We start from the raw sequence: 24599 nt of genomic DNA on the forward strand, positions 1-24599 counted from the left end.
CATTGACATTCTGCTATAGATCGTATAAATTTAGTAAGTGTTAACCACTCGTTCGGTTAACATACCGAACAAACCTGTGATACTCATGACACAAGTTTTTATATAGACATTTGCAATTAAGCAAATGTTATTCAATTACTAATAGTACTGTGGAAAATAATAAAAGGATTTCTAAAAGGTTAAGTAGAAAATATCTATTAGCTAATAGCCGTTTAATAGCGACACCAAAGATGTCAAGCATCTTAAAAGTCATCATGTTGAATAGTTTTGCCTATTTATTAAAAAAATATACATAATTCAACATTTTCACTTGACAAACCTTCCGTCCTATTGGCATTTTTCAATACTACCACAATTGCCTAACAGAGTCAAATTATTTTGCGTGAAGAATAAAGTATCCTTTTTCTTTAAGGACAACCTCCACTGTTTTAAATAATCCCTCTAATTTTTTCTTGGCAGATGGGGCACCTTGCTTCTTCTGAATTACAACCCACAACTCACCTTGAGGCAGTAAAGCTTGCTTCGATTCTTCGAAAATTTGATGTACTACTTGTTTACCTGCTCTAATTGGTGGATTGGTAACAATCGCTGCAAATTTTTCGTCTGAAACACTCGACAATATATCACTCTCTCTAAAAATGACATTTTCAATTTTATTTTGCTCTGCGTTTTTTTCGGCCAAGGATAAAGCCCGCTGATTAATATCGACACCATAGATTTCGCGATTTGTATAGGAAGCTGCCAACGCCAAACTAATCGGACCATAGCCACATCCTACATCCAATAATAACCCATCCAATTCCGGCTCACGAAATGTTTCAATTAGAACACGTGATCCAAAGTCAATATCATTTTTAGAGAACACGCCATTATCTGTTGTAAATGTAAAGCGATGACCTCTTAATGTTGAAACCAACGTCCTTGGATCACTCACCACATTAGGATTATTAGAGAAATACTGATCCATTATCACCACTCACTTTCTTAGAAACTCACATCAACAGAGTTTCCTAACGTTTAAAAAAAGCTCGCCATTTGCCATAGCGAGCTTTTTCGTTATAAATGGAACTTATTTTAATTCTACAGATGCGCCTGCTTCTTCTAGCTTAGATTTCATTTCTTCAGCTTCTTCTTTTTCAACGCCTTCTTTGATAGCGCCAGGAGCGTTATCTACAAGATCTTTCGCGTCTTTAAGTCCAAGACCAGTGATTTCACGTACAGCTTTAACCACTTTGATTTTAGAAGATCCAGCACTTTCAAGTACTACATCAAATTCAGTTTGTTCTTCTGCTGCTTCTCCACCAGCGGCACCAGCTGCTGCTACAGGAGCTGCTGCAGTTACTCCAAATTCTTCTTCGATTGCTTTTACTAAGTCGTTTAAATCAAGAACGGACATTTCTTTGATTGCTTCAATAATTTGTTCTTTAGACATGTTCATTTCCTCCTAATAGTATATTATTTTACGAACATAATGTGTTTTCAGGTAAAAAGTTCTTACGCACCTTGTTCTTCTTTTTGCTCTGCAACAGCTTTTGTTGCGTAAGCAAAGTTTCGTACTGGCGCTTGTAGTACGCTGAGTAGCATAGAAACCATTCCTTCGTAGTTTGGAAGGTTTGCAAGTTCTTTGATCTGATCCAACGTTGCAACAGACCCTTCAACCACGCCACCTTTAATTTCTAATGCTTCGTGATCTTTCGCAAAGTTATTTAATACTTTTGCAGGAGCCACAATATCGTCTTTACTGAAAGCGATAGCTGTAGGTCCAACTAAAATATCGTTTAAGTCTGTAAGTTCAGCTTCTTCAACCGCACGACGAGTCATAGTGTTTTTATACACTTTGAATTCAACACCTGCTTCACGTAACTGAGAACGCAATTCCGTCACTTCAGCAACATCAAGTCCTCTGTAATCAACAAGGATGGTTGATTGGCTTTCGCGAAGTTTTTCAGCAATATCTGATACGACCTGTTTCTTTTGTTCGATAACCTTTGACATGATTCCACCTCCTATTACGCGATCATTATACCGCCGAATAAAAACAAAAACCTCCAACATCTTAATAGACATGGAGGTTTATGACTGCACACAGGTTTCTTTTTTCAAAAAGAGACTCTGTTATATATCCAGACACACCTCGGCAGGAAATTAAGCTCGTTAAAGCACCTACTGTCTACGGTATAATGTATAAATTTATCTTTCAAGGTAGTTACCTTGACCCTTGTGAATTATATTAAAAATTCACGAAAAAGTCAAGAGGAATTATTTTGCGAATGTAGATGAGTCAACTTTCACACCAGGACCCATTGTTGAAGAAACCGCTACATTACGTAAATAAATACCTTTTGCAGCTTGTGGTTTTGCCTTTACAACAGTATCTGCTAATGCATTAAAGTTGTCTACAAGCTTATCAAGATCGAATGACACTTTACCAATTGGTACATGAATATTCGATTGTTTATCAACGCGGTATTCTACTTTACCTGCTTTGATTTCTTGAATCGCCTTTTCTACCTCAAATGTTACTGTACCTGTTTTAGGGTTTGGCATAAGACCTTTTGGTCCTAATACACGTCCAAGCTTACCTACTTCAGCCATCATGTCAGGAGTAGCAACCACTACATCAAATTCAAACCAACCTTGGTTGATTTTATTGATTAATTCTTGATCCCCAACATAGTCAGCGCCAGCAGCTTCTGCTTCTTTCGCTTTGTCCCCTTTTGCAAATACTAGCACAGTTTGTGTTTTACCAGTTCCGTGCGGTAAAACAAGTGCTCCACGAATTTGTTGGTCCGCTTTTTTAGGGTCTACCCCTAAACGGAAAGCAGCTTCCACTGTTTCATCAAAGTTAGCTGTAGAAGCTTTTTGCACTAATTCTAATGCATTTTTAGCTTCGTATGCTTTTGTACGATCAACAAGTTTTAGTGCTTCTTGTTGTTTTTTTGTTTTCTTAGCCATTTCAATTTCCTCCTTCTGTGGTTTTAACGGTTATACCTCCCACTTCCAAAAGCGGAAAATCATTACCTGTTATTAAATAAATAACTTTTCAAAGATAAAGGTTGCGGGTGATGAAGCATTCTCCACTACCGCAACCTTCCGCTTCCCGACAACGCTGTGAGATTAGTCTTCGATAACGATACCCATGCTACGCGCAGTACCTTCGACCATACGCATTGCAGCTTCAACATCAGCAGCATTTAAGTCTGGCATTTTTGTTTCTGCGATTTCTTTTACCTGATCGCGTTTAAGTGTTGCCACTTTGTTACGATTTGGTTCACCTGACGCAGTTTCAATACCAGCTGCTTTTTTAAGCAACACTGCTGCTGGTGGAGTTTTTGTAATAAATGTAAATGAACGGTCTTCAAAAACCGTGATTTCTACTGGAATAATCATGCCAGCTTGATCTTGCGTACGAGCATTAAACTCTTTACAGAATCCCATAATGTTTACACCTGCTTGACCTAATGCCGGCCCAACTGGTGGTGCTGGATTCGCTTTTCCTGCTGGAATTTGAAGTTTTACAATTGAATCTACTTTTTTAGCCACGAGACACACCTCCTTAAGTCCGTGATGTGGTAATAGGGACTTTGCCCTCCCACTCGATTACATATGAATAAAATAACCTTATACTCGAGGCATAAAGAACATAAGAATTTTAGCATTTTATGAACAAAAATGCAAGTGGGTTTCTATTATTTTTTGTCTGGACATACGTTATGATAGTTTTTTAACTTGTGAAAAGTCCAGTTCAACCGGTGTTTCCCGACCAAACATGTTGACATGTACTTTGACTTTTTGTTTATCTAAATCTATTTTTTCGATCATACCGGAGAATCCATCAAAAGGTCCATCGATTACTTCAACAGTCTCTTTCAGTTCAAAATCCACTTCTGTAACAGGTTTATCATAACCCATTCTTTTCAAGATCGTCTCCACTTCTTCTTCAAGTAGAGGAGTAGGTTTAGAACCAGATCCAGCAGATCCAACAAACCCAGTAACTCCCGGTGTATTACGAACCACATACCAGGAATCATCTGTCATCACCATTTCTGCTAAAACATAACCAGGAAATACCTTCTTTTTTGCTACTTTCTTTTTTCCGTTTTTAATCTCTGTTTCTTCATCCTCAGGAACCAAAACTCTGAAAATTTTATCTTCCATCCCCATCGACTCTAAACGTTTTTCCAGGTTGGCTTTTACTTTATTTTCGTAACCTGAGTATGTATGCACGACATACCATCTTTTTTCCATAATATTGAGGGCTTTGTCGCCCTTCCCTCCCTTAATTGAACATCTTCAAAATTCACGATTTCTTTGCATTTAAAAAACCCGCCAAACGGGTTCTTTGATCACGTATTTAGTTACAGTATAACATATATAAGTTCAAATTATTCAAATAACAAATTAAGAAGTTGTGTGATGCCTGTGTCAATGAGTGCGAAAAACACTGTAACGAAAACTACTGTCAAAATAACTGTAATTGTATAACGCGTTAGTTCACGTCCTCTTGGCCATGAGACTTTCTTCATTTCCCGATTAACATTTTTCAAAAAAGCTACTGGTTTCACAGAAGGTACCTCCAAACTTTCTTCTACTATCGGATCATCTATTTCGTTTCGCGATGTATGGTATGTCGATTGCATCTTTTGCAAAATTTCTTTATTTCAATTCGATCTGAAATCGAAGAATTCTTTTCCGTGCTATAATTTCGACTATGACATATTTCGCATGCCAACGCTATCTTTTTACCCAATTTTCCCACCTCGTAACTAGGGGTTTACACCTATACTAATGTAGCACGGTTAAGGATGACTGTCAACGCTATCTGATGATTTGATTACGAGATATGAATACCACTTGCTTCTAAGTATTTTTCTAATTTTCTTTTCACGCGTTGCAAGGCATTATCAATCGATTTAGCGTGTCGATTTAAATCAGAAGAAATTTCTTGATAGGTTTTACCCTCTAAATATAAGAGTAGCACCTTTCTCTCTAAACTGCTTAATAACTCTGCCAATTTACTTTCCATCTCACCGTACCGTTCTCTGTTTACCAGAAGCTCTTGGGGATCCATAGCTATTGTTGCTTCTAATACATCTAACAAAGTTCGCTCTGAATCTTCATCATAAATAGGTTTATCCAATGATATATAAGAATTCAATGGCATATGCTTCTGTCTTGTAGCTGTTTTAATCGCAGTAATAATTTGTCTGGTAATACATAATTCCGCAAAACCTCGAAAAGATGATAGCTTGTCCGCTTGAAAATCCCGAATTGCCTTATACAACCCAATCATTCCTTCTTGAGCAATATCCTCGTGATCGGCTCCTACAAGGAAATAGGTTTTGGCTTTCGCTCGTACAAATGATTTATATTTGTAGATTAAAAATTCAAGCGCTTGTGTGTTACCGTCCTGTACTAGCAATACTAATTCATTATCATCAAAATGCTGAAAGTCAATATCTCTATTTTCTAATCGCATGGTGGTCATTGGGACTCCTCCCGGCTTAATGCCAAAAATTAGGTATTGCAGACTATAATAGCAACATTATACAGGAAGCGCTTTAAATACGTCAACTGTTCATTTGCTATTTATTACCACGTCGCCATTTTTCAAATACCTGTAAGACAGTATCATCTAGCGGAATCTTGCTTTTTATTTTATTTTGTTGATGTTCTTTAATATCGACTTCGATCTCTCTTTCAATATTTTTTAGTTCAATATCTAATTCTCTTGCCGAAATCCGAAATGCCCCTTGTGCAAAGATGGTACGTTGTTCCGTATAATCGGAAGTGGCTACAAAAACCTTCGTTCGAACATTTTTGAATTCTTTTACTAACCGTTCAATACATTGATCAGCCGTTTCGTTTTCTTTGGTGAAAATGACCTCTACTTTGTATTGCTGTTGTTTATTTTCTAAACCTCTCACTTCATAAGCATCAAAGACAACAAGAACTTTTCTCTTTCTATATGCTTGATATTCTGCCATCTTATCAATAAGCAGTAGTCTCGCCTGCTCCAAATCCGTTTCCTTTAACGCTTGTAATTCCTCCCATGCCCCTATCATGTTGTAACCATCTACTAACAATACGTCCATTATGCATCACCAATTCGATCTCTTTTTCGCAGGACTTCATACATTAAGAGACTTGCAGCAACTGAGGCATTCAATGAGGAGACAGACCCCTTCATTGGTAATGAAACCGTCCAATCACAATTTTTTCTCACCAAGCGGCTGATTCCTTTTCCTTCATTGCCAATAACTAAAGCAATAGGTAAGGAACCATCCAATTTCCGATAATCTTCTGTCGCTTCCGCCTCCGTACCTACCACCCATACATTTCGGGATTTTAACTCTTCAATCGTTTGAACAATATTTGTTACCCGTACTACAGGAATGTGTTCAATCGCACCTACCGAGGTTTTTGCAACTGTGGCTGTTAAACCTACCGCTCTTCTTTTTGGAATAATAACACCATGTGCTCCTGTTGCATCTGCCGTTCTTAAGATCGATCCTAAATTATGCGGATCTTCTATTTCGTCTAAGATTAAAAAGAAGGCTTCCTCTTCTTTTTCTTCTGCCTTTTGAAATAATTGCTCAAGACTTGCATAGTCATAAGCAGCTACTAGAGCTGCGATTCCCTGATGATTGCCGTCTACTAATTGATCTAGTTTCTTTTTGGGTACACGTTGAACAGGAGCATTATTGGATTTTGCTAGTCCTTGTAATTTGTTTGCTAATGGCGCATTTAAATTTTCGGTGATATACAATTTTTGAACAGATCTTCCTGATTCAAGTGCTTCAATTACAGTGTTCTTTCCAATGATCCACTCTCCACTCATGATTGTTTCTCTCCTTTCTCTGTTATTTCAATTGCACTATTTATTAGTGTTTCCAATCGTTCTACTTGATGATCTAAATACAAATAACCGATCAATGCCTCAAATGCTGTGCTATACCGATAAGCTTGTACACTGGTGTTTTTAGGGACAGAGCCTGATTTGGCATTCCGTCCCCTTCTCACCACTGATAATTCCTCATCCGTTAATACCTCACACTCGATCCACTGATGCATTACATTCGCCTGGGCGGTTGCTTTTACAAAACTCACCGCATGTTGATGTAGTTGCTGCACTTTGACCGTGCCTTTATTGATCAGATATTCTCTTACATACTTTTCATGGATGACGTCCCCCATATAGGCAAGCGCTAAACTTTTCAATTCTTTCGGATTTTCAATGGTCATCATTAGCCTCGCTTCCATCTTGTACCTTGTGGGGTGTCTTCTAATATAATATTTTGCGCCTTTAAGTCATCGCGAATTTGGTCTGCTAAAGCAAAATCCTTATTTTTTCTTGCTTCAATTCGTTGTTGGATTAGTGCATCGACCTCATCATCTAATAATTCTTTTTCTGCTGACATTGGAATCCCTAATATCTCTAACCAGTTTGTTAACGTTTGGATAAAGGCATCGATGACTTCTGTATGGGTTTGATCGCCGTTTAAATATACGTTTGCTTCCTTAACAAGATCAAAAATGACCGCAATCGCATTTGCTGTATTAAAATCATCGTCCATTTCTTTTTCAAATTGTTGCTTTAATTCGTCAATTTTAGCAAGCCAATTCTCATTATCATTCGCCAAGTTAACACTCGCTTCTCTGCGGTGCTCTAAGTTGATTAAAGCATTTTCTACTCGATCGTAACTATTTTTGGCACTTTCTAAAAGTGTGTCACTAAAGTTAATAGGGTGACGATAATGAACACTTAGCATGAAAAACCGTACTACTTTCGGGTCGTGTTTTTTGATCAAATCATGTGCTAATACAAAATTGCCAAGTGATTTCGACATTTTCTCATTATCAATATTAATATAGCCGTTATGCATCCAATAATTAGCAAAAGATTTGCCATTCCCTGCTTCTGATTGCGCTATTTCGTTCTCATGATGAGGAAATGCTAAGTCTTGCCCACCCGCATGTATATCGATGGTCTCTCCTAAATATTTTTTTGCCATAGCGGAGCATTCAATATGCCAACCTGGACGACCTTCTCCCCAAGGAGAGGCCCATGCAATTTCCCCTTCCTTTGTCTGCTTCCATAACGCGAAGTCTAGAGGATCTTGCTTTTTCTCTCCTACCTGGATACGCGCTCCAGATCTTAATTCATCGATGGACTGATGAGACAGCTTCCCATATTGATCAAACGACCTTGTTTTGAAATAGACATCTCCATCCGCTTCATAGGCATGACCTTTGTCAATTAATGTAGCAATAAAAGAGATAATGTCATCCATTGTTTCGGTTACTCTCGGATGGTGAACCGCTTCTTTTACCCCGAGTGCTCCTACGTCCTCTTTGTATGCTTTTATAAATCTGTCGGAAATCGTCGGAACTTCTTCTCCTAGTTCTTTAGCTGCTTTAATTAATTTGTCATCGACATCCGTGAAATTTAATACATAGTCTACTTGATAGCCTTTATATTCAAAATATCTTCTCACTGTATCGAAAACAATAGCAGGACGGGCATTACCGATATGAATGTAATTATATACCGTTGGACCACAAACATACATTTTGACAAGGTCCTTCTCCAGTGGTTTGAAAGGTTCTTTTTTTCTTGTCAATGTATTGTATATACTAATTGTCACGTTTATTCGCTCCTTTTATGTTCTTTAACTCATTTTGTAATTTCTTAATTTCATCTTCCATTTCCTTTAAAACTTCACTTATTGGGTCTGGAAGTTTATGATGATCTAAATCTTTTCGTATTTTTTCACCGTTCTGTATAACTACTCTTCCTGGTATACCAACCACAGTGGAGTGGTCTGGTACATCTTCTAATACAACGGAGCCCGCTCCAATTTTCGAACTTTCACCGATCGTGATTGAACCTAATACTTTTGCACCCGTTGCAATCAAAGCATTATCTTCAATGGTTGGGTGCCTTTTTCCTTTTTCTTTTCCGGTACCACCTAATGTTACCCCTTGATAAATGGTAACATTATCGCCAATTTCACATGTCTCACCAATCACGACTCCCATGCCATGATCGATAAAAAATCGTTTGCCAATTTTAGCCCCTGGATGGATCTCAATGCCGGTAAAGAAGCGGCTGATTTGTGAAATAACTCTAGCTAGAAAAAAGAATTTTTTTTGGTAAAAGGCATGTGCGATACGATGGGACCATATCGCATGCAATCCTGAATAGGTTAAGCATACTTCGATATATGTTCGTGCTGCCGGGTCTTGATCAAAAACAACATCAATGTCCTGTTTGAGTAACTTAAAAAAACCCAAAAACTTACCCCCCTGTATTGAGCTAATATATATAAATAAAGACAATTAAATCTCCCGCTTAACAGACAACACACTCATTAGACACAAACTGCGCAATAAAAAGAGTGGTAATTTTGAATGAAAGTATGTGCGTAACAGTCGCTACGGCTTGCCCACTTCGCTTTTCGGGGGGCATGCTCTTCAGCTAACTTTGAAAAGAAAAACACTTTTCAAAGTGGATCTTCAGATCATGCTAATCCCCCAGGAGTCGAAGTGGACGCCTGCGCTAGATTAAGTTCTACAATGGATGCAAGCGTTAAAATAATGACTACTATCTCGTCATTTCTAGAAAGGCCAAGTTTATAACTGTTAAAACCATTGTAGAACCTATTTATAGCGTAGGCCGCCCACTTTCACTCCTGTGGGAATGTTTTACCTGAAGATCCACTTTTTCAAGCGGTCTATGCTTGAAAAAGTTAGGTGAAGGGAAAACCCCACGGAAAGGGAAGTGGGCAGCCGGAGCGGATAACTAATAGATAAATTATTTCAAAATTATCACGTCTCTTGTTTCACATTTTAGATTTGGTGCGAATTTATTAGAGATATATAAAAAGCGTCTCTGAGTTTTGTAACTCAGAGACGCTTTTGCGCGGTTCCACTCTGTTTAGGACGATGAAAAGCCCTCCACTTGAACCGATAACGGCGGTTAACCGTTTTTCCGTACTTGTTTGTTCGGGAAAAAACTCAGAGGTGCATTTCAATGACACGCGCTTCAACCATTCTCAGCCTTAGATGGTCTTCTCTGTGCAAGCAAAGTGTCATTTACTTCTCCTCATCCACGTACCTTATTACTTATTATTATAGTGACTTTTATAATATTTGCTACTTATTTGATTTGTGACAATACATCTTGCAGTCTTGCTTTCACAATTTCTTCCCCTAAAAGATAGATAGCATTCGGTAATTCCGGACCATGAACCTGACCAGTTGTTGCCACTCGGATCGGCATAAACAATTTTTTACCTTTTTGTTTGGTTGCCTTTTGGGTAGCCTTAATTCTCGCCTTAATTTCTTCAGGTGATAACTCTTCAATCGCACTGAATTGTTCTAGAAATCCTTCTAAAACTTCAGGCACTTGCTCTTCTTTCAATACTGCCATTGCCTCTTCATTATATTGAATTTCCTTCTTAAAGAATAAATCTGTTAATTCAACAATTTCTGCACCATACGATAATTGATCATGATATAGGCTGATTAGATTTACTGCCCATTCTTTTTGCTCGGCCGTCATATTTTGTGGCAATTTACCCGCCTCGATTAAGTGCGGCAAGCTTAATTCTACTACTTCATCTAATGACGCTTGTTTAATATATTGGTTGTTCATCCATTTTAGTTTCGCAGGATCAAAAATCGCTGGAGAGGTAGATAAACGTTCTGGATCAAATATATTAATAAATTCTTCTTGAGTAAATAATTCCTCTTCTCCAACTGGTGACCAACCTAATAAGGTAATAAAGTTAAATAAAGCTTCTGGTATATATCCTAGATTTTTATATTGCTCAATAAATTGAAGGATATGCTCATCCCGTTTGCTTAGTTTTTTGCGATTTTCATTTAGAATCAATGTCATATGACCATATTGTGGTGCATGCCATCCAAACGCTTCGAATATCATCATTTGTTTTGGTGTATTTGAAATATGCTCTTCTCCACGTAATACATGACTTATTTTCATTTGGTGATCATCAATCGCAACCGCAAAGTTGTAAGTTGGAATGCCATTCTTTTTCACCATTACCCAATCACCAAAATCACTTGATTCAAATGTGATCTTATCACGCACAATATCCTGGAACACATATGTTTTACTTTCCGGGACACGGAATCGAATACTTGGTAGACGTCCTTCTGCTTCAAATTGTTTGATTTGTTCCTCTGTTAGATCACGATGAGCACCTGAATACTTAGGAACTTGTCCGTTAGCGCGTTGCTCTTCACGCTCTTTATCTAGTTCTTCTTCCGTCATATAACATTTATAAGCTAGACCACGATCTAATAATTCATCCACATATTTCTGATAAATATCCAGACGTTCTGTTTGACGGTATGGACCATAATCACCACCGATATCTGCCCCTTCGTCCCATTCTAAGCCAAGCCATTTCAAATAACGTAATTGACTTTCCTCTCCACCTTCGACATTACGTTTGTCATCTGTATCCTCTGTACGAATAATAAACTTTCCACCTAAATGTTTAGCGTATAAATAATTAAAAAGTGCTGTTCTGGCATTTCCAATATGAAGATGTCCGGTTGGACTTGGTGCATAACGCACACGTACTTCGTTTGTCATTATTATTGTCCCTCCAAATTTTTATTTATATATCGATCGATTTCAACTGTACCCATTTTATCATTATCTTGGACAAAATGTTATGTTTTATTTTTTGATTAATAGTACAATTGCTTGAGCAGCGATACCCTCTTTTCTACCTGCAAACCCTAACTTTTCCGTCGTCGTCGCTTTTACATTTACTTGATCGTTACTACATTCTAATAAACGAGCTATATTTTCTCTGATTGGTTCTATGAATGGTGCAAGCTTTGGAGCCTGAGCGATTACCGTACAATCGACATTACCAAGCGTGTAACCCTTTTGGTCTACTAGTTTCCACACTTCCTGTAATAATTTTTGTGAATCTGCATCTTTAAATGCAGGATCCGTATCTGGGAAGTGTTTGCCGATATCTCCTTCACCAATCGCCCCTAAGCAAGCATCGGCAATTGTATGAAGCAGGACATCTGCATCTGAATGTCCTAAAAGGCCCAAATCATGAGGGATATCCACTCCACCAATAATACATGGTCTGTTTTCTACTAATTGATGAACATCAAATCCTTGTCCAATTCGAAACATTAGTTTTCCTCCTGTCGGTTTAAAATCATCTCTGCTCGCATTATATCTTCCGGGGTAGTCAATTTAACGTTTTGATAGGTACCCTCAACAATTTCAACTGGCTCCTCTAAAGCTTCGACTAAAGATACATCATCTGTGCCCAAAAAGTTAGCGGAAATCGCTTTTTCGTGTGCCCTTTTAATTAAATCGTACTGAAAAGCTTGTGGCGTTTGGGCTGCCCATAGTGTCGAACGGTCTACAGTTTCGACATTATCCCCGTTTTTTCTTTTTATTGTATCTGTTACTGGCACTGCTAATAGTGCGGCTTTTTTCTGAGTGGCAGCTCGTGCTAATTTATGTAAGTGTTCCTCATTAACAAAAGGTCTTGCACCGTCATGAATCATGATGATGCGCTCTTGTTCTTCCGGTTTCACTGCAAGCAATCCTTTGTATCCACTCTCTTGTCGTTCTTGACCACCATCGACAAATGTAACGTGGTTATTCCAGGTATACTTAGCTAATAATTGTTGCATTTGTTGTTGTTCTGTTGGATTGATAACTAGATAAATATGCTGACACCAACTGTCTTGAATAAATTTCTTTAACGTATGTATGATTAATGGTTCGTCCAGTAACTCGATGAACTGTTTGTTTTTCCCTGCATTCATGCGTTTACCCTGCCCTGCCGCTAACACAATAACATTATACTCTACCATGCGGCCACCCCAATCTCTATAATAAACGATTATATATATTTATTGACTCCAAAAACAAAGATTTCTATAGCTTATAAGACACGAACTTCGCAATATACTGAGTAGTAATTTTGAAATGATTTATTTACTAGTTATCCGCTCCGGCTGCCCACTTTCCTTTCCGTGGGGTTTTTCCTTCAGCTAACTTTTTCAAGCACAGATCGCTCGAAAAAGTGGATCTTCAGGTAAAACATTCCCACAGGAGTGAAAGCGGGCGGCCTACGCTATAAATTTATTCTACAACGTTTGTGACAGTTATCAGTCTGAGCTATCTATATGAATTTAATTAAAATAATGAGTTAGAAGTCGTTATTTCAATTCTCACACTACTCATTGTAGAACTTCACCTAGCGCAGGCGTTCACTTCGACTCCTGGGGGATTAGCATGATCTGAAGATCCACTTTGAAAAGTGTTTTTCTTTTCAAAGTTAGCTGAAGAGCATGCCCCCCGGTATAGGATACACTGCGAAAGCTCGCTTGAGCAGATGTTGACTTATACCCTATGGGTAAAAGCGAAGTGGGCAAGCCGGAGCGGTTGTTACACAGATATCTTCATTCAAAATTACCACTTCAGTTACATCACAATTTAGTTTTTTGTTTTATTACCTAATGAATAAAAAGTGATAACTTAGAAGTTATCACTTTTTAGCTTCTCTATAATGTTATACCTTTTTTAGAGTGCTTTTTCAAGCAATTTTGGCTTTGCGAAGATCATTCGACCTGCTGATGTTTGTAGAACACTGGTAATAACGACTTCAATGTTTTTACCAATATAGTTCTTTCCTTCTTCTACGACAATCATTGTACCATCATCTAAATAGGCAACACCTTGATTTTGCTCTTTACCATCTTTTATTACCTGAACACCTAGTTCTTCCCCAGGTAAAACGATTGGTTTAACTGCATTTGCTAAATCATTGATGTTTAACACTGCCACCTTTTGAAACTCACATACTTTATTAAGGTTAAAGTCATTGGTTACAACAATACCGTTCATAACTTTTGCAAGCTTGACTAGCTTACTATCAACTTCTTGTATTTCTTCAAAGTCGCCTTCATAAATCTCGACATTAATTGGCAAATCCTTTTGAATTCGATTAAGAATATCTAAGCCTCTTCGACCACGGTTACGTTTTAACGCATCTGATGAATCCGCTATATGTTGTAACTCTTCCAATACAAATTGCGGAATAATGATGGTGCCTTCTAAAAAGCTTGTTTGGCAAATATCCGCTATTCGACCATCAATAATAACACTTGTATCTAGAATTTTTGGCTTAGGTAATTCTTGTGTGGCTTCGTCTGCAGTTATCGATTTCTTTTTTTCCTTTTTCGGCAAGGTAAACAAATTCAAAAATTCATCTCGTCGTTTAAAACCAACCTGGAACCCGAAATAAGCAAATAACACACTAAGAAAAATTGGAACCACTTGTGATACAATACGAATTTCTATTGACTGAATTGGAATAATTAAGAAATAAGCAATAATTAAACCAATAATAATACCTAAACTACCAAATAATAAATCTGCAACTGGGGCTTTCAGTAACATTTCTTCAATCCAAGTAAAAAAGCTCACAATATAATCAGAAATCCATAAAGAAAGAATAAATAATATAATTGCTCCCAATACTAACCCCAAATAAGGCGCTACATAATCATCCATTAACCATGTACCTTCAGCAAACCCTACTAATTCCAATAATCTTGGAATATATAAATATCCAGCGGTACCACCTGCAATAATAAAAAATAGTTGCACGAATCGTCTTAGCACCACAGTCACCTCCTATAAAATATTGTCTCCTACTATCAGAGATTCTAAACATACAAAATCAATTAAATGTTTCTTAATCTCCTAATGCGATTTTTATTGCCTCTTGAACAGATTGAACTCCTACTACGTCAATGGTAGAAGGGGCTTTCCAGCCATCGATATTTCTTGATGGGATGATCGCTCGCTTGAAGCCTAGTTTCGCAGCTTCCTGGACACGTTGGTCAATTCGTGAGACCCGACGTATTTCTCCAGTCAGACCAACTTCTCCAATCAGAACATCTTCCGCGTGTGGTGCTTTGTCTCTAAAACTAGAAGCAATACTAATTGCTACCGCTAAGTCAATTGCTGGTTCATCTAACTTAACTCCTCCAGCTACTTTCACATATGCATCTTGATTTTGTAACATTAATCCTACTCTTTTTTCTAAGACTGCCATCAAGAGAGGTACTCGGTTATGATCAATTCCGGTTGCCATTCTACGTGGGTTACCGAAGCTGGTCGGTGATATTAAGGATTGAATCTCGACAAGTACAGGCCTGGTTCCCTCCATGGAAGCTACAATTGTTGATCCAGCCACCCCTTGTGATCGTTCTTCCAAGAAAATCTCAGATGGGTTTAACACTTCTGTTAGCCCTTCCTCTTTCATTTCAAATATACCCATTTCATTTGTACTTCCAAACCGATTTTTAACACCACGTAAAATTCGGAAGGTATGATGCCTCTCTCCTTCAAAATATAATACAGCATCTACCATGTGCTCGAGTAACCTAGGACCTGCAATTGATCCTTCTTTCGTTACATGTCCCACGATAAAAATAGGGATGTGATTTTGCTTAGCAATACGCATTAACTCGCTTGTACATTCTCGAACTTGCGAAACACTTCCTGGTGCACTTGTAACTTCTTCTTTAAAAATAGTCTGAATTGAGTCAATTACAACGAACCCTGGTTTTAGCTGATCAATTTGATTGGCTATGTCTACTAGATTTGTTTCAGATAAGACATATAATCGATCTGTTTTAATTGCGAGACGATCTGCTCTTAATTTTGTTTGTCTTGCTGACTCCTCACCAGAAATATAGAGAACATCTAGGTCATGTCGGGCTAACTGACTTGATACTTGCAAAAGTAACGTTGATTTCCCAATACCGGGGTCCCCACCAATTAACACGAGCGAACCGGGCACAATGCCTCCACCCAACACGCGATTTAATTCTTGCATACTTGTTTTAATTCTTGGTTCCTCTTGCGACTGAATACTTGTGATCTTTTCTGGCTTTTGAGATGTCTTAGAGCCGGTTGCCCAATTTCCTCTAGTAGACTTAGTTGCTTCTAGTTCCTCTACTAATGTGTTCCATTGGTTGCATCCTGGACATTTCCCCATCCACTTGGGAGATTCATAACCACAAGATTGACAAATAAATTTTGATTTGCGCTTAGCCAAATATATCTCTCCTTTTCATTATATACGAAAATACCCGCTCGTAAGTTACAAAGATCTATCAATTTAGTTAAAGAAGTATGTAAAAAGTGTAAAAAAAGGTAAAAACTCTTTCAAAGTAGACACAAACCTCGAAGTTGTGACAATTTTGACTTATTGATGAGTGCTAGCAAAAGCTCCATCTATTTACTTCGCTTTCCGCGGGCACGGCTTCAGCTTCCTCAGAAAAGCAAAGAACGCTTTTCCTGCGGGATCTTCAGCTCGCGCTGTTCCCGCTGGAGTCTTCGTAAATAGACTACGCTTTAGTAAAGTTCTACAAATAAAGTAACTGCTAGAATATTGACATGACTGCTTATTACTTCTTACTTGAACAGAAAGCTGTACAAAGCGGAGGAAAAATGCGACACTCCTGGGGGAACAGCACGAGCTGAAGATCCACTTTGGGAAGTGGTCTTCTTTCCAAAGTTAGCTGAAGCCGTGCCCCCGGAAAGGGAATGTTTTTCCGTAGCGCTGGATTAGCACTCATCTTAATGCTTTCACCAATTATCCAATGTCTGCAACTTGGAGTTTAGGTTAACTATTAATTAATAGCTACACATATTGAACTTTAGGTACAAAAAATCGGAAGGTGATCCCCTCCGATTTTCTGGCTTTACATGACTTTAAATTCGTCTGATTCGTCTAGGTCAATGACCACTTTTTGGCCTTTTTGGATCTTTTCTTTTAATAATTCCTCAGACAATAAGTCTTCTACATTTTTTTGAATAGATCGACGTAATGGTCTTGCACCATACTCAGGATCAAATCCTTCTTTGGCAATCTTTTCAATTGCCTTTTCAGACAATTCAAAGTCAATTTCCTGTTCCGTTAAACGTTTTTGTAATTCTTTCACCATTAATTCCACAATATATTTCATATGTTTTTTCTCTAGTGAATGGAATACGATTGTTTCATCAATCCGGTTTAAAAATTCTGGACGGAATGCCTTTTTCAATTCTTTTGTTACTTTTGAACGCATATCCTGATAATCCTGTTCTTCATCACCAAAACTGAAACCAACGTATTTATTACGTTTTAATTCGCTGGCACCCACATTTGAAGTCATGATTAAGACGGTATTGCGAAAATCAACTGTACGCCCTTTGGAATCGGTCAGTCGGCCGTCCTCCAATACTTGTAAAAGGATATTAAATACTTCAGGGTGGGCTTTTTCTACCTCATCTAATAAAACAACAGAGTAGGGTTTTCTTCTCACTTTTTCTGTTAATTGTCCACCTTCTTCATATCCAACATAGCCTGGTGGTGAACCAACAAGACGGGATGTTGCATGGCGTTCCATATACTCAGACATGTCAATCCGAATCATCGATTCTTCATCGCCAAACATCGACTCTGCTAATGCTCGTGCTAACTCGGTTTTACCAACCCCTGTTGGACCTAAGAAAATAAAGGAACCGATTGGTCGTTTAGGATCTTTTAACCCTGCTCTTGCACGACGAATCGCTTTGGAGACTGATTTGACTGCTTCTTCCTGGCCAATTAAACGGTCATGCAAAATATCCTCCATGTTTAGTAATCGTTCACTTTCATCTTTGGTAAGTGCAGAAACTGGCACTCCTGTCCATGTGGATACGACACTAGCGATATCTTCTACTACTACTTCAGAATTTTCCTGACCTTGTTTTTCTTTCCACTTAGTTTCTGTTTCTTCTAATTGTTTTCGAAGTTGTTGTTCATCATCTCTTAAGGCTGCTGCTTTTTCGAACTCTTGACTTTGTACTGCTGCATCTTTTTCTTTTCGAACTTCTTCTAATTGTTGTTCTAATTCTTTTAAATTAGGTGGAGTAGTATAAGAACGAAGACGAACTTTAGAACCAGCCTCGTCAATTAAGTCAATTGCTTTATCTGGTAAGAAACGATCGGTAATATAACGATCCGATAATTTCGCTGCTGCTTCAATTGCGTCGTCAGTAATCGTCACGCGGTGATGTGCTTCATAACGATCCCTTAACCCTTGCAAAATTTGGATGGACTCTTCTACCGATGGTTCATCAACTTGAATCGGTTGGAAACGACGCTCTAATGCTGCGTCTTTTTCAATATATTTGCGGTATTCGTCCAAGGTTGTTGCTCCAATACATTGCAACTCACCACGTGCTAGCGATGGTTTTAGAATATTAGATGCATCGATGGCACCCTCTGCACCACCAGCGCCAATTAATGTGTGTAATTCGTCGATAAATAGAATGACATTATTTGCTTGGCGAATTTCTTCCATTACTTTTTTTAGTCGATCTTCGAATTCACCACGATATTTTGTCCCTGCTACAACAGTACCCATATCGAGGGTCATTACCCGTTTGTCACGAAGGATTTCTGGCACTTCATTCTGCACAATTTGTTGTGCTAATCCTTCAGCAACCGCTGTTTTACCTACACCTGGCTCACCAATTAAAACCGGGTTGTTTTTGGTACGACGACTCAACACTTGAATAACTCGCTCAATTTCTTTTCCGCGACCGATAACAGGATCTATGTTGCCTTCTTTTGCTATCGCAGTAAGATCACGCGCAAGTGAATCTAAGGTTGGCGTGCTGGCATTATTATTTTGCGTATTGCGGCTATTCTGAGAACCACTAGACTCATTGCTACCCAAAAGCTGTAACACCTGCTGACGAGCTTTATTTAAGCTGACACCGAGATTATTCAATACACGAGCTGCTACACCTTCACCTTCACGAATTAGACCTAATAAAATATGTTCTGTCCCTACATAGGAATGTCCTAGTTTTCTTGCTTCATCCATGGAAAGCTCAATAACCTTTTTTGCTCTTGGCGTATAATGAATCGTCTGAGATACTTGATTCCCTTTGCCAATTAAGGACTCTACTTCTTCTCGGATCTTATCTGCTCCAAGTCCGATTGCTTGAAGTGCTTTTGCTGCAATACCATCGCCTTCACTTACAAGGCCTAGTAAAATATGTTCTGTTCCAATGTTATTATGACCTAATCGCACTGCTTCTTCTTGAGATAATGCTAAAACTTTTTGTGCTCTTTCTGTAAAACGTCCAAACATCATTTAATATTCCTCCCTTTGCTCCAACGTGAACCGTTCCCGAATCAAGGATGCCCGAAAAACATCTCGTTCATTCGGTGTCAGCATTTTTTTAGCATATTGTTGCAAAAATGCTGGCTGTGTTAATACAACCAGTTCATTTAATATTGATTTTGATATATATTCTATAAACCCTAAATCAATACCCAATCTTACATCAGATAAACATTTAGCTGTTTCCTTTGACTCAATAATACGGCTATGTTGCAGGACACCATAGGAACGGAAAACCCGGTCTTCCAGTTCCAATTCTGATTGTTCCATTAACAGAGTCCGCGCATGTCTTTCGTGCTCTATTAATTTCTCGACAACACCCTTTAAGTCTTCGATAATATCTGTCTCTGATCTACCGAGAGTAATCTGATTTGAAATTTGAAAAATATTACCTAACGCCTCGCTACCTTCCCCATAAATTCCTCTTACAACTAATCCTAGTTGATTGATGGCAGGAATCATCCGATTGATTTTTCGGGTGATCGATAGGGCTGGTAAGTGCATCATGACAGAAGCTCTTAAACCCGTCCCGACATTGGTAGGACAGCTTGTTAAATATCCTCTATTTTCATCAAATGCATAGTCTATCTTTTCCTCTAGCCAATCGTCTAGTTGAAATGCTTCTTCTAATGCTTTTTCCAATTGAAATCCTGGAAAATATAATTGCGCACGAATATGATCTTCTTCATTCACCATAATAGAAACTTGTTCATTTTTAGATATCAGTGCTGCCCCACGTTTTGATTTATCTGCTAAGTGTGGGCTAATTAAATGCTTTTCTACCAACACTTGTTTTTCAACAGATTTCAATTCAGACATTTGGACAAATTCTAATTCTTTATATTGTTGAAATGTACGGTGATTGAATTCCTTTTCCATAAAAGCAAGTATACTCTCCAAATTTTCTTCCTCTGAAATAAGCGGAAAGGGTGATTGATCAAAGTTGCGCGCTAATCGAACGCGACTACTCATCACGATATCACTATCTGGACCATCCTCTTTTAACCACGGACTGATAGCTTCATTCATAAATTGTTCTAAACCCATTTACGCCTCACCTTCCCCATTTTGGTTTAGGTTGTTTTCTAAAGATTTGATTTGATCACGAATTTTCGCCGCATCCTCAAAAGCTTCATCTGCAATCGCTTGTTGTAACTGAAGTTTTAAATCTCTCACCATTTTTCGCTGGTAGATGTCTGTTCCAATACGCTTTGGAACTTTACCTTCATGAACCGTATTGCCACTGTGTACCTTACGAAACAAAGGATTTAAATGTTCAGCAAATGTCTGATAACACATCGCACAACCAAACTTACCTATTTTTGCAAATTGATGATAGGTCATACCACATTTGTCACATTGTATTTTCTTTTCCTCTTTTTCTTGCTCAGATGGCTGATGCAAAGCACTCGGATTTGGATTAAATAAGCCGGATAAGAGATGATGCAGCGAATATGCATCCTCATCGGGAGATACGTATCCTTTTTCCTTGGCACACTGCTGACAGACATGAATTTCGGTTTTATCACCATTAATCACTTGCGCAAAATGAACTGTTGCAGGATTTTGTTTGCAATCTTGACATTCCATACTGGACACCTCCTAAATCTCATATTTTAAGGCATTTAGCATTGCGGACATGATCCTTGCTCGGATTTCATCACGGAGTGGTAATTGAAAAGGTAATGTATTACGATCTATCGCATTCACCATTAATTTTGCTTCTCTTTTGGTAATTAGTTCTTCTTCTAATAATCGCTCTAATATATTTACTGCTTTTAATTGAGAAATCTTAGGCTGGATCATTTCAATAATCTCATCGATTAGTTGCGCTTTATCTTCATTTGTAATGCGACTAATGCGGATATAACCTCCACCACCACGCTTACTTTCAACTAGATATCCTTTTTCTAATGTAAATCTTGTATTAATTACATAATTTATCTGAGAAGGTACACACTCAAAGCGATCGGCAATTTCACTACGCTTAATTTCAATGATTTTGTGCTGATTACTGTGCATGATTTTTTTCAAATATTCCTCGATAATATCTGATATATTCCGCATTTTCCCTCCTCCAATCTGACTTTGACTATATTTGACTATACACTCATTATACTCTAAGTAGCTTAAGATGAAAACTATTTGGTCTTTCCTATTATAGCCTATATTTTGAATGATCAAACGGGTTATGGACGAAAACGGATTTTGATTTTTTTCACCTCTTCTTGTTCAAGTAACCATTCATATAAATTTTCTTGCTTCTTTTTATGGATCGCATCAATAAACATTTTTATTCTAGTTGTGTTCTCATTTTCTTTTGAAATATCAAATTCTCTTATCTCAACTGGGAACGACTGAACCCTTTCTAAAAATTTGGAGGTTTCCTGTTTATTAGATATTTTCACCTCAAAAATAATATGGTGGTTTTTACTGTGTAATTTTTTTTCAAATTTATTTAACACAACTAAGCTAACTAATATAATCAATGTTGTAATGATTGCTTCTTTATACATCCCAATTCCTACGATTAACCCTAACCCTGCTACTGCCCAAATGGAGGCTGCGGTAGTTAAACCTTTAATTGTACCACCATGGACAATAATGGTTCCAGCACCTAAAAAACCTATACCACTAATAACATAGGAAGGTATCCGTGCAGGATCAAAACGCACATTATCAAAATTTTCGATAAAATAGTCAAATCCATTTACTGATAATAACATCATTAGACATGAGCTTACTCCTACCAAAATATGAGTTCGAAACCCTGCTGAATGTTTATTTACTTCTCGTTCAAATCCAATTAATCCTGCTAATACTAATGCAATCATTAGCTTCCAAATTGATTCTATAAATTCTGCATCAAAGATCTGCTGCCACAAAAGATATTCCCCCTTTATCTCAAGCTTATTTATATTTGTTTATATCTCTATTTCTTATACCCGTTTTAATTACAATTTAGTACTAAAAGAGACTGAGAAATAAATGTTTTTAACTTCAAACACGACCGATGCAATATTTATTATTGTGCAATATAAGGATACTACGCAATAAATGATGTAGTAATTTTGACATGATGTGCCTGCTTAGCAATCGCTGCGGCTTGTCCGCTTCTCTTTCCACGGGTTTTTCTCCTCAGCTAACTTTGGTAAGCAAAAACCGCATACCAAAGTGGATCTTCGGATAAAAACATCCCGTAGGAGTAGAAGCGAACGCCTGCGCTTATTAGAATTCTACAACGCTAGTATGAATTAGCATTATGGTATTTCTCTCATGTAAAAATTCGTTGATTAGAGTAAGAGCCTAAAATGCTAGCTGTTGCAACAATTGTAGAGTATTTTTATAGCGCAGGCCGTCCACTTTCACTCCTGTGGTAACTTTTTATCTGAAGATCCACTTTTTCGAACGACCTTTGCTTGAAAAAGTTAGCTGAAGGGAAAAAACCACTGCATAGAAAACACTACGAAAGCTTGCTTGAGTAGATGTTGCACTTGTGCCCGTGGTAAAAGGGAAGTGGACAGCCGGAGCGGGTATCTAGTAAATCAGTCATTTCAAAATTACTACTTTGGCTAGTAGTTACTCATCAGTTACTGCGCAGTATCTTCCAAATACGCATAAAAATCCAAACAATTTCACAATCGTTTGGATTTTTCTAATTTTAAAATTCTTTTGTTTCAACCTCTTCACTATTTTTAAAAGAAGTCTGGAAAATATGGTGTTTGAGTTGGAAGTATCTTTTCTAATTCTTGAATAGCCTCTTCTTCACCTTTAATCAATTCGAGATCTTTTAATTCGGAAGGACGTCGATAATTTAACATGATAGTATTAAGTTGTTGAATACTAACAGAAACTAGAGGTATAGATCGATTTGGTTCTTCTAGTTTTGTAACGTTCATACTCATATGGCCCGGATTAAACTCATAATAACCGTTGTTTTCTTCTAGAAATTCATCTTCCACTTTTATCATAAAAGGTTGAATTTTTTGTTCTTCACGATACGGATATTGAGCTAGAAATTTTTCAACATCTACGATCCGACTCATAAAGTAGGGTGAAGTAGATTGTTTAAAACGTGGTTCGTCCACTAATAGAGTAATTGGATCACCCTCTGGTAAACTTACAAATACTCCATCTACCATAGAATCATGATTACTCAAAAATTGATAAATAAGTCTCCGTCCATTTAAAGAACTAAACGCCATATCCTTTATCGTTAATTTCCTATCTTGAACATTATAGATTATGTATCCATCTAATTCATTGCTCTCATTATATGCAATTGCAATCGTTTGTTTTTTATCAAAAATTCGATGTTGCCACCATTGTTTTTCTCGATATAATGCTCCGGAATAGTCGTTAATATAGGATGTATAGATCTGTTTCAATTGTTCAATTGATTGATCTGTTTGATCAGTCCTTCTGACATCCCCGTTGCCATCCCATTCTTTTGAGAAATGAGCTATCGGAATTTGTGAATTTTGTTTTGCAAAAGTAATTTCCCATCCATACTTTCGATAAAAAGGGACAGAAAAAGGATGTAAGTAGGAAATTGTTTGACCTTTATTTTTCATTTCTTTTAACGCAACCTTGAGTAGTTGTTTTATCTTTCCACCTCTTCGATGCTCTGGCCACGAAGCAACAGCAGCAACACCACCCATATTTAACCGCTTACCATTCAAATGAACTTCTAAAGGAATTACGTGCACCTTTGCTGCCATCTTATTATTTTCAAACCATCCCCATATAGTATGTGCTTCTATTTCTTCTTGCTTATTCTGCCGTTCCTCTTCAGTTAATCTATACTGAAAAGCAAATTCTGATAGTGAAAATATATCCTGGTAATCATTGTGATCGCACTTTCTTATCTTAGACATAGTATATACTCCTTTTCTTCAAATATAACTATATTCTTTCAGCTTTCTAATATAATTGTCAATACATTTTTACTATGAACAACAAAAAGACTCCTTAGTCTATTGAAGACTAAGGAGTCTTTGATATGCCTGGCAACGTCCTACTCTTGCAGGGGCGCGAGCCCCAACTACCATGGGCGCTGGAGAGCTTAACTACTGTGTTCGGCATGGGAACAGGTGTGACCTCTCCGCTATCGTCACCAGGCTTGCAGGATGCAAGTCGATCAACGTTGTCACATGGATGTGACGGTTTTCGTTGATCTTCCTTTATGTAAAGGAAGTGCTTCCCTGTATATATAAAAATATACCCTAAAAACTAGATAAGAAGTAAAACAAGGTTCAAACAAACCGTACTTTATTAGTATAGATAAGTCCTCGATCGATTAGTATTCGTCAGCTGCACATGTCACCATGCTTCCACCTCGAACC

25 protein-coding genes, 1 rRNA gene and 2 other annotated features are annotated in these 24599 nt (G+C 37.7%); all 26 genes read right to left on the reverse strand.

Translation table 11 applies throughout. The features are described from left to right. Window positions 1–373 precede the first annotated feature (373 nt). On the reverse strand, window positions 374–970 hold the full coding sequence (locus BN3107_RS00755; protein ID WP_058305764.1) for a class I SAM-dependent methyltransferase: 597 nt from the start codon (window positions 968–970) through the stop codon (window positions 374–376). A 99-nt stretch (window positions 971–1069) separates the two neighbouring features. Then, window positions 1070–1432: a 50S ribosomal protein L7/L12 gene (gene rplL / locus BN3107_RS00760; protein WP_058305741.1), complete on the reverse strand. Its 363-nt coding sequence runs from the start codon at window positions 1430–1432 to the stop codon at window positions 1070–1072. A gap of 62 nt (window positions 1433–1494) precedes the next feature. After that, entirely contained in the window at window positions 1495–1995 is a 501-nt protein-coding gene (gene rplJ / locus BN3107_RS00765; protein ID WP_058305742.1) for a 50S ribosomal protein L10, read from the reverse strand. Window positions 1996–2030: 35 nt separating this feature from the next. Then, window positions 2031–2194 (reverse strand) — a sequence feature (ribosomal protein L10 leader region). A 65-nt stretch (window positions 2195–2259) separates the two neighbouring features. Next, a complete protein-coding gene (gene rplA, locus BN3107_RS00770) occupies window positions 2260–2955 on the reverse strand; it encodes a 50S ribosomal protein L1 (RefSeq protein ID WP_058305743.1) in 696 nt (231 codons plus the stop codon). Window positions 2956–3117: 162 nt separating this feature from the next. Continuing rightward, entirely contained in the window at window positions 3118–3543 is a 426-nt protein-coding gene (gene rplK / locus BN3107_RS00775) for a 50S ribosomal protein L11 (RefSeq protein WP_058305744.1), read from the reverse strand. A 168-nt stretch (window positions 3544–3711) separates the two neighbouring features. Next, on the reverse strand, window positions 3712–4248 hold the full coding sequence (nusG, locus tag BN3107_RS00780; RefSeq protein ID WP_058305745.1) for a transcription termination/antitermination protein NusG: 537 nt from the start codon (window positions 4246–4248) through the stop codon (window positions 3712–3714). A 137-nt stretch (window positions 4249–4385) separates the two neighbouring features. Beyond that, window positions 4386–4565, reverse strand: a complete 180-nt coding sequence (gene secE / locus BN3107_RS00785; RefSeq protein WP_058305746.1) for a preprotein translocase subunit SecE — start codon at window positions 4563–4565, stop codon at window positions 4386–4388. Between the two features lie 38 nt (window positions 4566–4603). Next, window positions 4604–4750 carry a 50S ribosomal protein L33 gene (gene rpmG / locus BN3107_RS19240; RefSeq protein ID WP_077065017.1) on the reverse strand — a complete coding sequence of 49 codons (147 nt, stop codon included), beginning with the start codon at window positions 4748–4750 and terminating at the stop codon, window positions 4604–4606. Between the two features lie 84 nt (window positions 4751–4834). Then, on the reverse strand, window positions 4835–5479 hold the full coding sequence (sigH, locus tag BN3107_RS00790; RefSeq protein WP_058305765.1) for an RNA polymerase sporulation sigma factor SigH: 645 nt from the start codon (window positions 5477–5479) through the stop codon (window positions 4835–4837). 106 nt (window positions 5480–5585) lie between these two features. After that, entirely contained in the window at window positions 5586–6095 is a 510-nt protein-coding gene (locus tag BN3107_RS00795; RefSeq protein ID WP_058305747.1) for an NYN domain-containing protein, read from the reverse strand. Continuing rightward, complete coding sequence (rlmB, locus tag BN3107_RS00800) at window positions 6095–6841, reverse strand: 23S rRNA (guanosine(2251)-2'-O)-methyltransferase RlmB (RefSeq protein WP_058305748.1); 747 nt, start codon at window positions 6839–6841, stop codon at window positions 6095–6097. The genes BN3107_RS00795 and rlmB overlap by 1 nt, the downstream gene beginning before the upstream one ends. Further along, window positions 6838–7248, reverse strand: a complete 411-nt coding sequence (locus BN3107_RS00805; protein WP_058305749.1) for a Mini-ribonuclease 3 — start codon at window positions 7246–7248, stop codon at window positions 6838–6840. Before BN3107_RS00805 ends, rlmB begins: the two co-directional genes overlap by 4 nt. Next, on the reverse strand, window positions 7248–8648 hold the full coding sequence (gene cysS, locus BN3107_RS00810; protein WP_058305750.1) for a cysteine--tRNA ligase: 1401 nt from the start codon (window positions 8646–8648) through the stop codon (window positions 7248–7250). The genes BN3107_RS00805 and cysS overlap by 1 nt, the downstream gene beginning before the upstream one ends. Beyond that, window positions 8638–9297, reverse strand: coding sequence for a serine O-acetyltransferase EpsC (epsC, locus tag BN3107_RS00815; RefSeq protein ID WP_058305751.1), 660 nt, complete (start codon window positions 9295–9297; stop codon window positions 8638–8640). The genes cysS and epsC overlap by 11 nt, the downstream gene beginning before the upstream one ends. Before the next feature lie 611 nt (window positions 9298–9908). After that, window positions 9909–10124 (reverse strand) — a binding site (T-box leader). A gap of 38 nt (window positions 10125–10162) precedes the next feature. Beyond that, complete coding sequence (gltX, locus tag BN3107_RS00820) at window positions 10163–11629, reverse strand: glutamate--tRNA ligase (protein ID WP_058305752.1); 1467 nt, start codon at window positions 11627–11629, stop codon at window positions 10163–10165. Between the two features lie 87 nt (window positions 11630–11716). Continuing rightward, on the reverse strand, window positions 11717–12193 hold the full coding sequence (gene ispF, locus BN3107_RS00825; RefSeq protein ID WP_058305753.1) for a 2-C-methyl-D-erythritol 2,4-cyclodiphosphate synthase: 477 nt from the start codon (window positions 12191–12193) through the stop codon (window positions 11717–11719). Beyond that, entirely contained in the window at window positions 12193–12888 is a 696-nt protein-coding gene (gene ispD / locus BN3107_RS00830; protein WP_058305754.1) for a 2-C-methyl-D-erythritol 4-phosphate cytidylyltransferase, read from the reverse strand. Before ispD ends, ispF begins: the two co-directional genes overlap by 1 nt. A 712-nt stretch (window positions 12889–13600) precedes the next feature. Beyond that, entirely contained in the window at window positions 13601–14704 is a 1104-nt protein-coding gene (locus BN3107_RS00835) for a PIN/TRAM domain-containing protein (protein WP_058305755.1), read from the reverse strand. 73 nt (window positions 14705–14777) lie between these two features. Then, on the reverse strand, window positions 14778–16148 hold the full coding sequence (gene radA, locus BN3107_RS00840) for a DNA repair protein RadA (RefSeq protein ID WP_058305756.1): 1371 nt from the start codon (window positions 16146–16148) through the stop codon (window positions 14778–14780). Between the two features lie 649 nt (window positions 16149–16797). Further along, entirely contained in the window at window positions 16798–19224 is a 2427-nt protein-coding gene (clpC, locus tag BN3107_RS00845; RefSeq protein ID WP_058305757.1) for an ATP-dependent protease ATP-binding subunit ClpC, read from the reverse strand. Further along, complete coding sequence (locus BN3107_RS00850) at window positions 19225–20301, reverse strand: protein arginine kinase (protein ID WP_058305758.1); 1077 nt, start codon at window positions 20299–20301, stop codon at window positions 19225–19227. It abuts the gene before it with no gap. Continuing rightward, the gene (locus tag BN3107_RS00855; RefSeq protein ID WP_058305759.1) at window positions 20302–20844 is read right to left on the reverse strand and encodes a UvrB/UvrC motif-containing protein; all 543 of its coding nucleotides are present in this window, start codon (window positions 20842–20844) and stop codon (window positions 20302–20304) included. It abuts the gene before it with no gap. 12 nt (window positions 20845–20856) lie between these two features. Beyond that, a complete protein-coding gene (locus BN3107_RS00860) occupies window positions 20857–21321 on the reverse strand; it encodes a CtsR family transcriptional regulator (RefSeq protein WP_058305760.1) in 465 nt (154 codons plus the stop codon). A gap of 122 nt (window positions 21322–21443) precedes the next feature. Then, window positions 21444–22088 carry an MgtC/SapB family protein gene (locus tag BN3107_RS00865; protein ID WP_058305766.1) on the reverse strand — a complete coding sequence of 215 codons (645 nt, stop codon included), beginning with the start codon at window positions 22086–22088 and terminating at the stop codon, window positions 21444–21446. 861 nt (window positions 22089–22949) lie between these two features. After that, window positions 22950–24131, reverse strand: coding sequence for a GNAT family N-acetyltransferase (locus BN3107_RS00870; RefSeq protein WP_058305761.1), 1182 nt, complete (start codon window positions 24129–24131; stop codon window positions 22950–22952). 127 nt (window positions 24132–24258) lie between these two features. Next, window positions 24259–24375: ribosomal RNA gene (gene rrf / locus BN3107_RS00875) — 5S ribosomal RNA — on the reverse strand. Between the last annotated feature and the right edge of the window lie 224 nt (window positions 24376–24599).

The organism is Gracilibacillus massiliensis (assembly GCF_001458115.1).
GTDB lineage: Bacteria > Bacillota > Bacilli > Bacillales > Amphibacillaceae > Gracilibacillus > Gracilibacillus massiliensis.

Bases quoted from the DNA above. Each gene is read 5' to 3' on its own strand.
- nusG (WP_058305745.1), bottom strand. From the start codon at position 4,248: ATGGAAAAAAGATGGTATGTCGTGCATACATACTCAGGTTACGAAAAT.
- gltX (WP_058305752.1), bottom strand. From the start codon at position 11,629: ATGACAAACGAAGTACGTGTGCGTTATGCACCAAGTCCAACCGGACAT.
- ispF (WP_058305753.1), bottom strand. From the start codon at position 12,193: ATGTTTCGAATTGGACAAGGATTTGATGTTCATCAATTAGTAGAAAAC.
- ispD (WP_058305754.1), bottom strand. From the start codon at position 12,888: ATGGTAGAGTATAATGTTATTGTGTTAGCGGCAGGGCAGGGTAAACGC.
- BN3107_RS00870 (WP_058305761.1), bottom strand. From the start codon at position 24,131: ATGTCTAAGATAAGAAAGTGCGATCACAATGATTACCAGGATATATTT.
- BN3107_RS00860 (WP_058305760.1), bottom strand. From the start codon at position 21,321: ATGCGGAATATATCAGATATTATCGAGGAATATTTGAAAAAAATCATG.
- rplL (WP_058305741.1), bottom strand. From the start codon at position 1,432: ATGTCTAAAGAACAAATTATTGAAGCAATCAAAGAAATGTCCGTTCTT.
- BN3107_RS00805 (WP_058305749.1), bottom strand. From the start codon at position 7,248: ATGATGACCATTGAAAATCCGAAAGAATTGAAAAGTTTAGCGCTTGCC.
- BN3107_RS00865 (WP_058305766.1), bottom strand. From the start codon at position 22,088: ATGATTGCATTAGTATTAGCAGGATTAATTGGATTTGAACGAGAAGTA.
- BN3107_RS00850 (WP_058305758.1), bottom strand. From the start codon at position 20,301: ATGGGTTTAGAACAATTTATGAATGAAGCTATCAGTCCGTGGTTAAAA.
- sigH (WP_058305765.1), bottom strand. From the start codon at position 5,479: ATGCGATTAGAAAATAGAGATATTGACTTTCAGCATTTTGATGATAAT.
- BN3107_RS00795 (WP_058305747.1), bottom strand. From the start codon at position 6,095: ATGGACGTATTGTTAGTAGATGGTTACAACATGATAGGGGCATGGGAG.
- rplA (WP_058305743.1), bottom strand. From the start codon at position 2,955: ATGGCTAAGAAAACAAAAAAACAACAAGAAGCACTAAAACTTGTTGAT.
- clpC (WP_058305757.1), bottom strand. From the start codon at position 19,224: ATGATGTTTGGACGTTTTACAGAAAGAGCACAAAAAGTTTTAGCATTA.
- rplJ (WP_058305742.1), bottom strand. From the start codon at position 1,995: ATGTCAAAGGTTATCGAACAAAAGAAACAGGTCGTATCAGATATTGCT.
- BN3107_RS00855 (WP_058305759.1), bottom strand. From the start codon at position 20,844: ATGGAATGTCAAGATTGCAAACAAAATCCTGCAACAGTTCATTTTGCG.
- rlmB (WP_058305748.1), bottom strand. From the start codon at position 6,841: ATGAGTGGAGAGTGGATCATTGGAAAGAACACTGTAATTGAAGCACTT.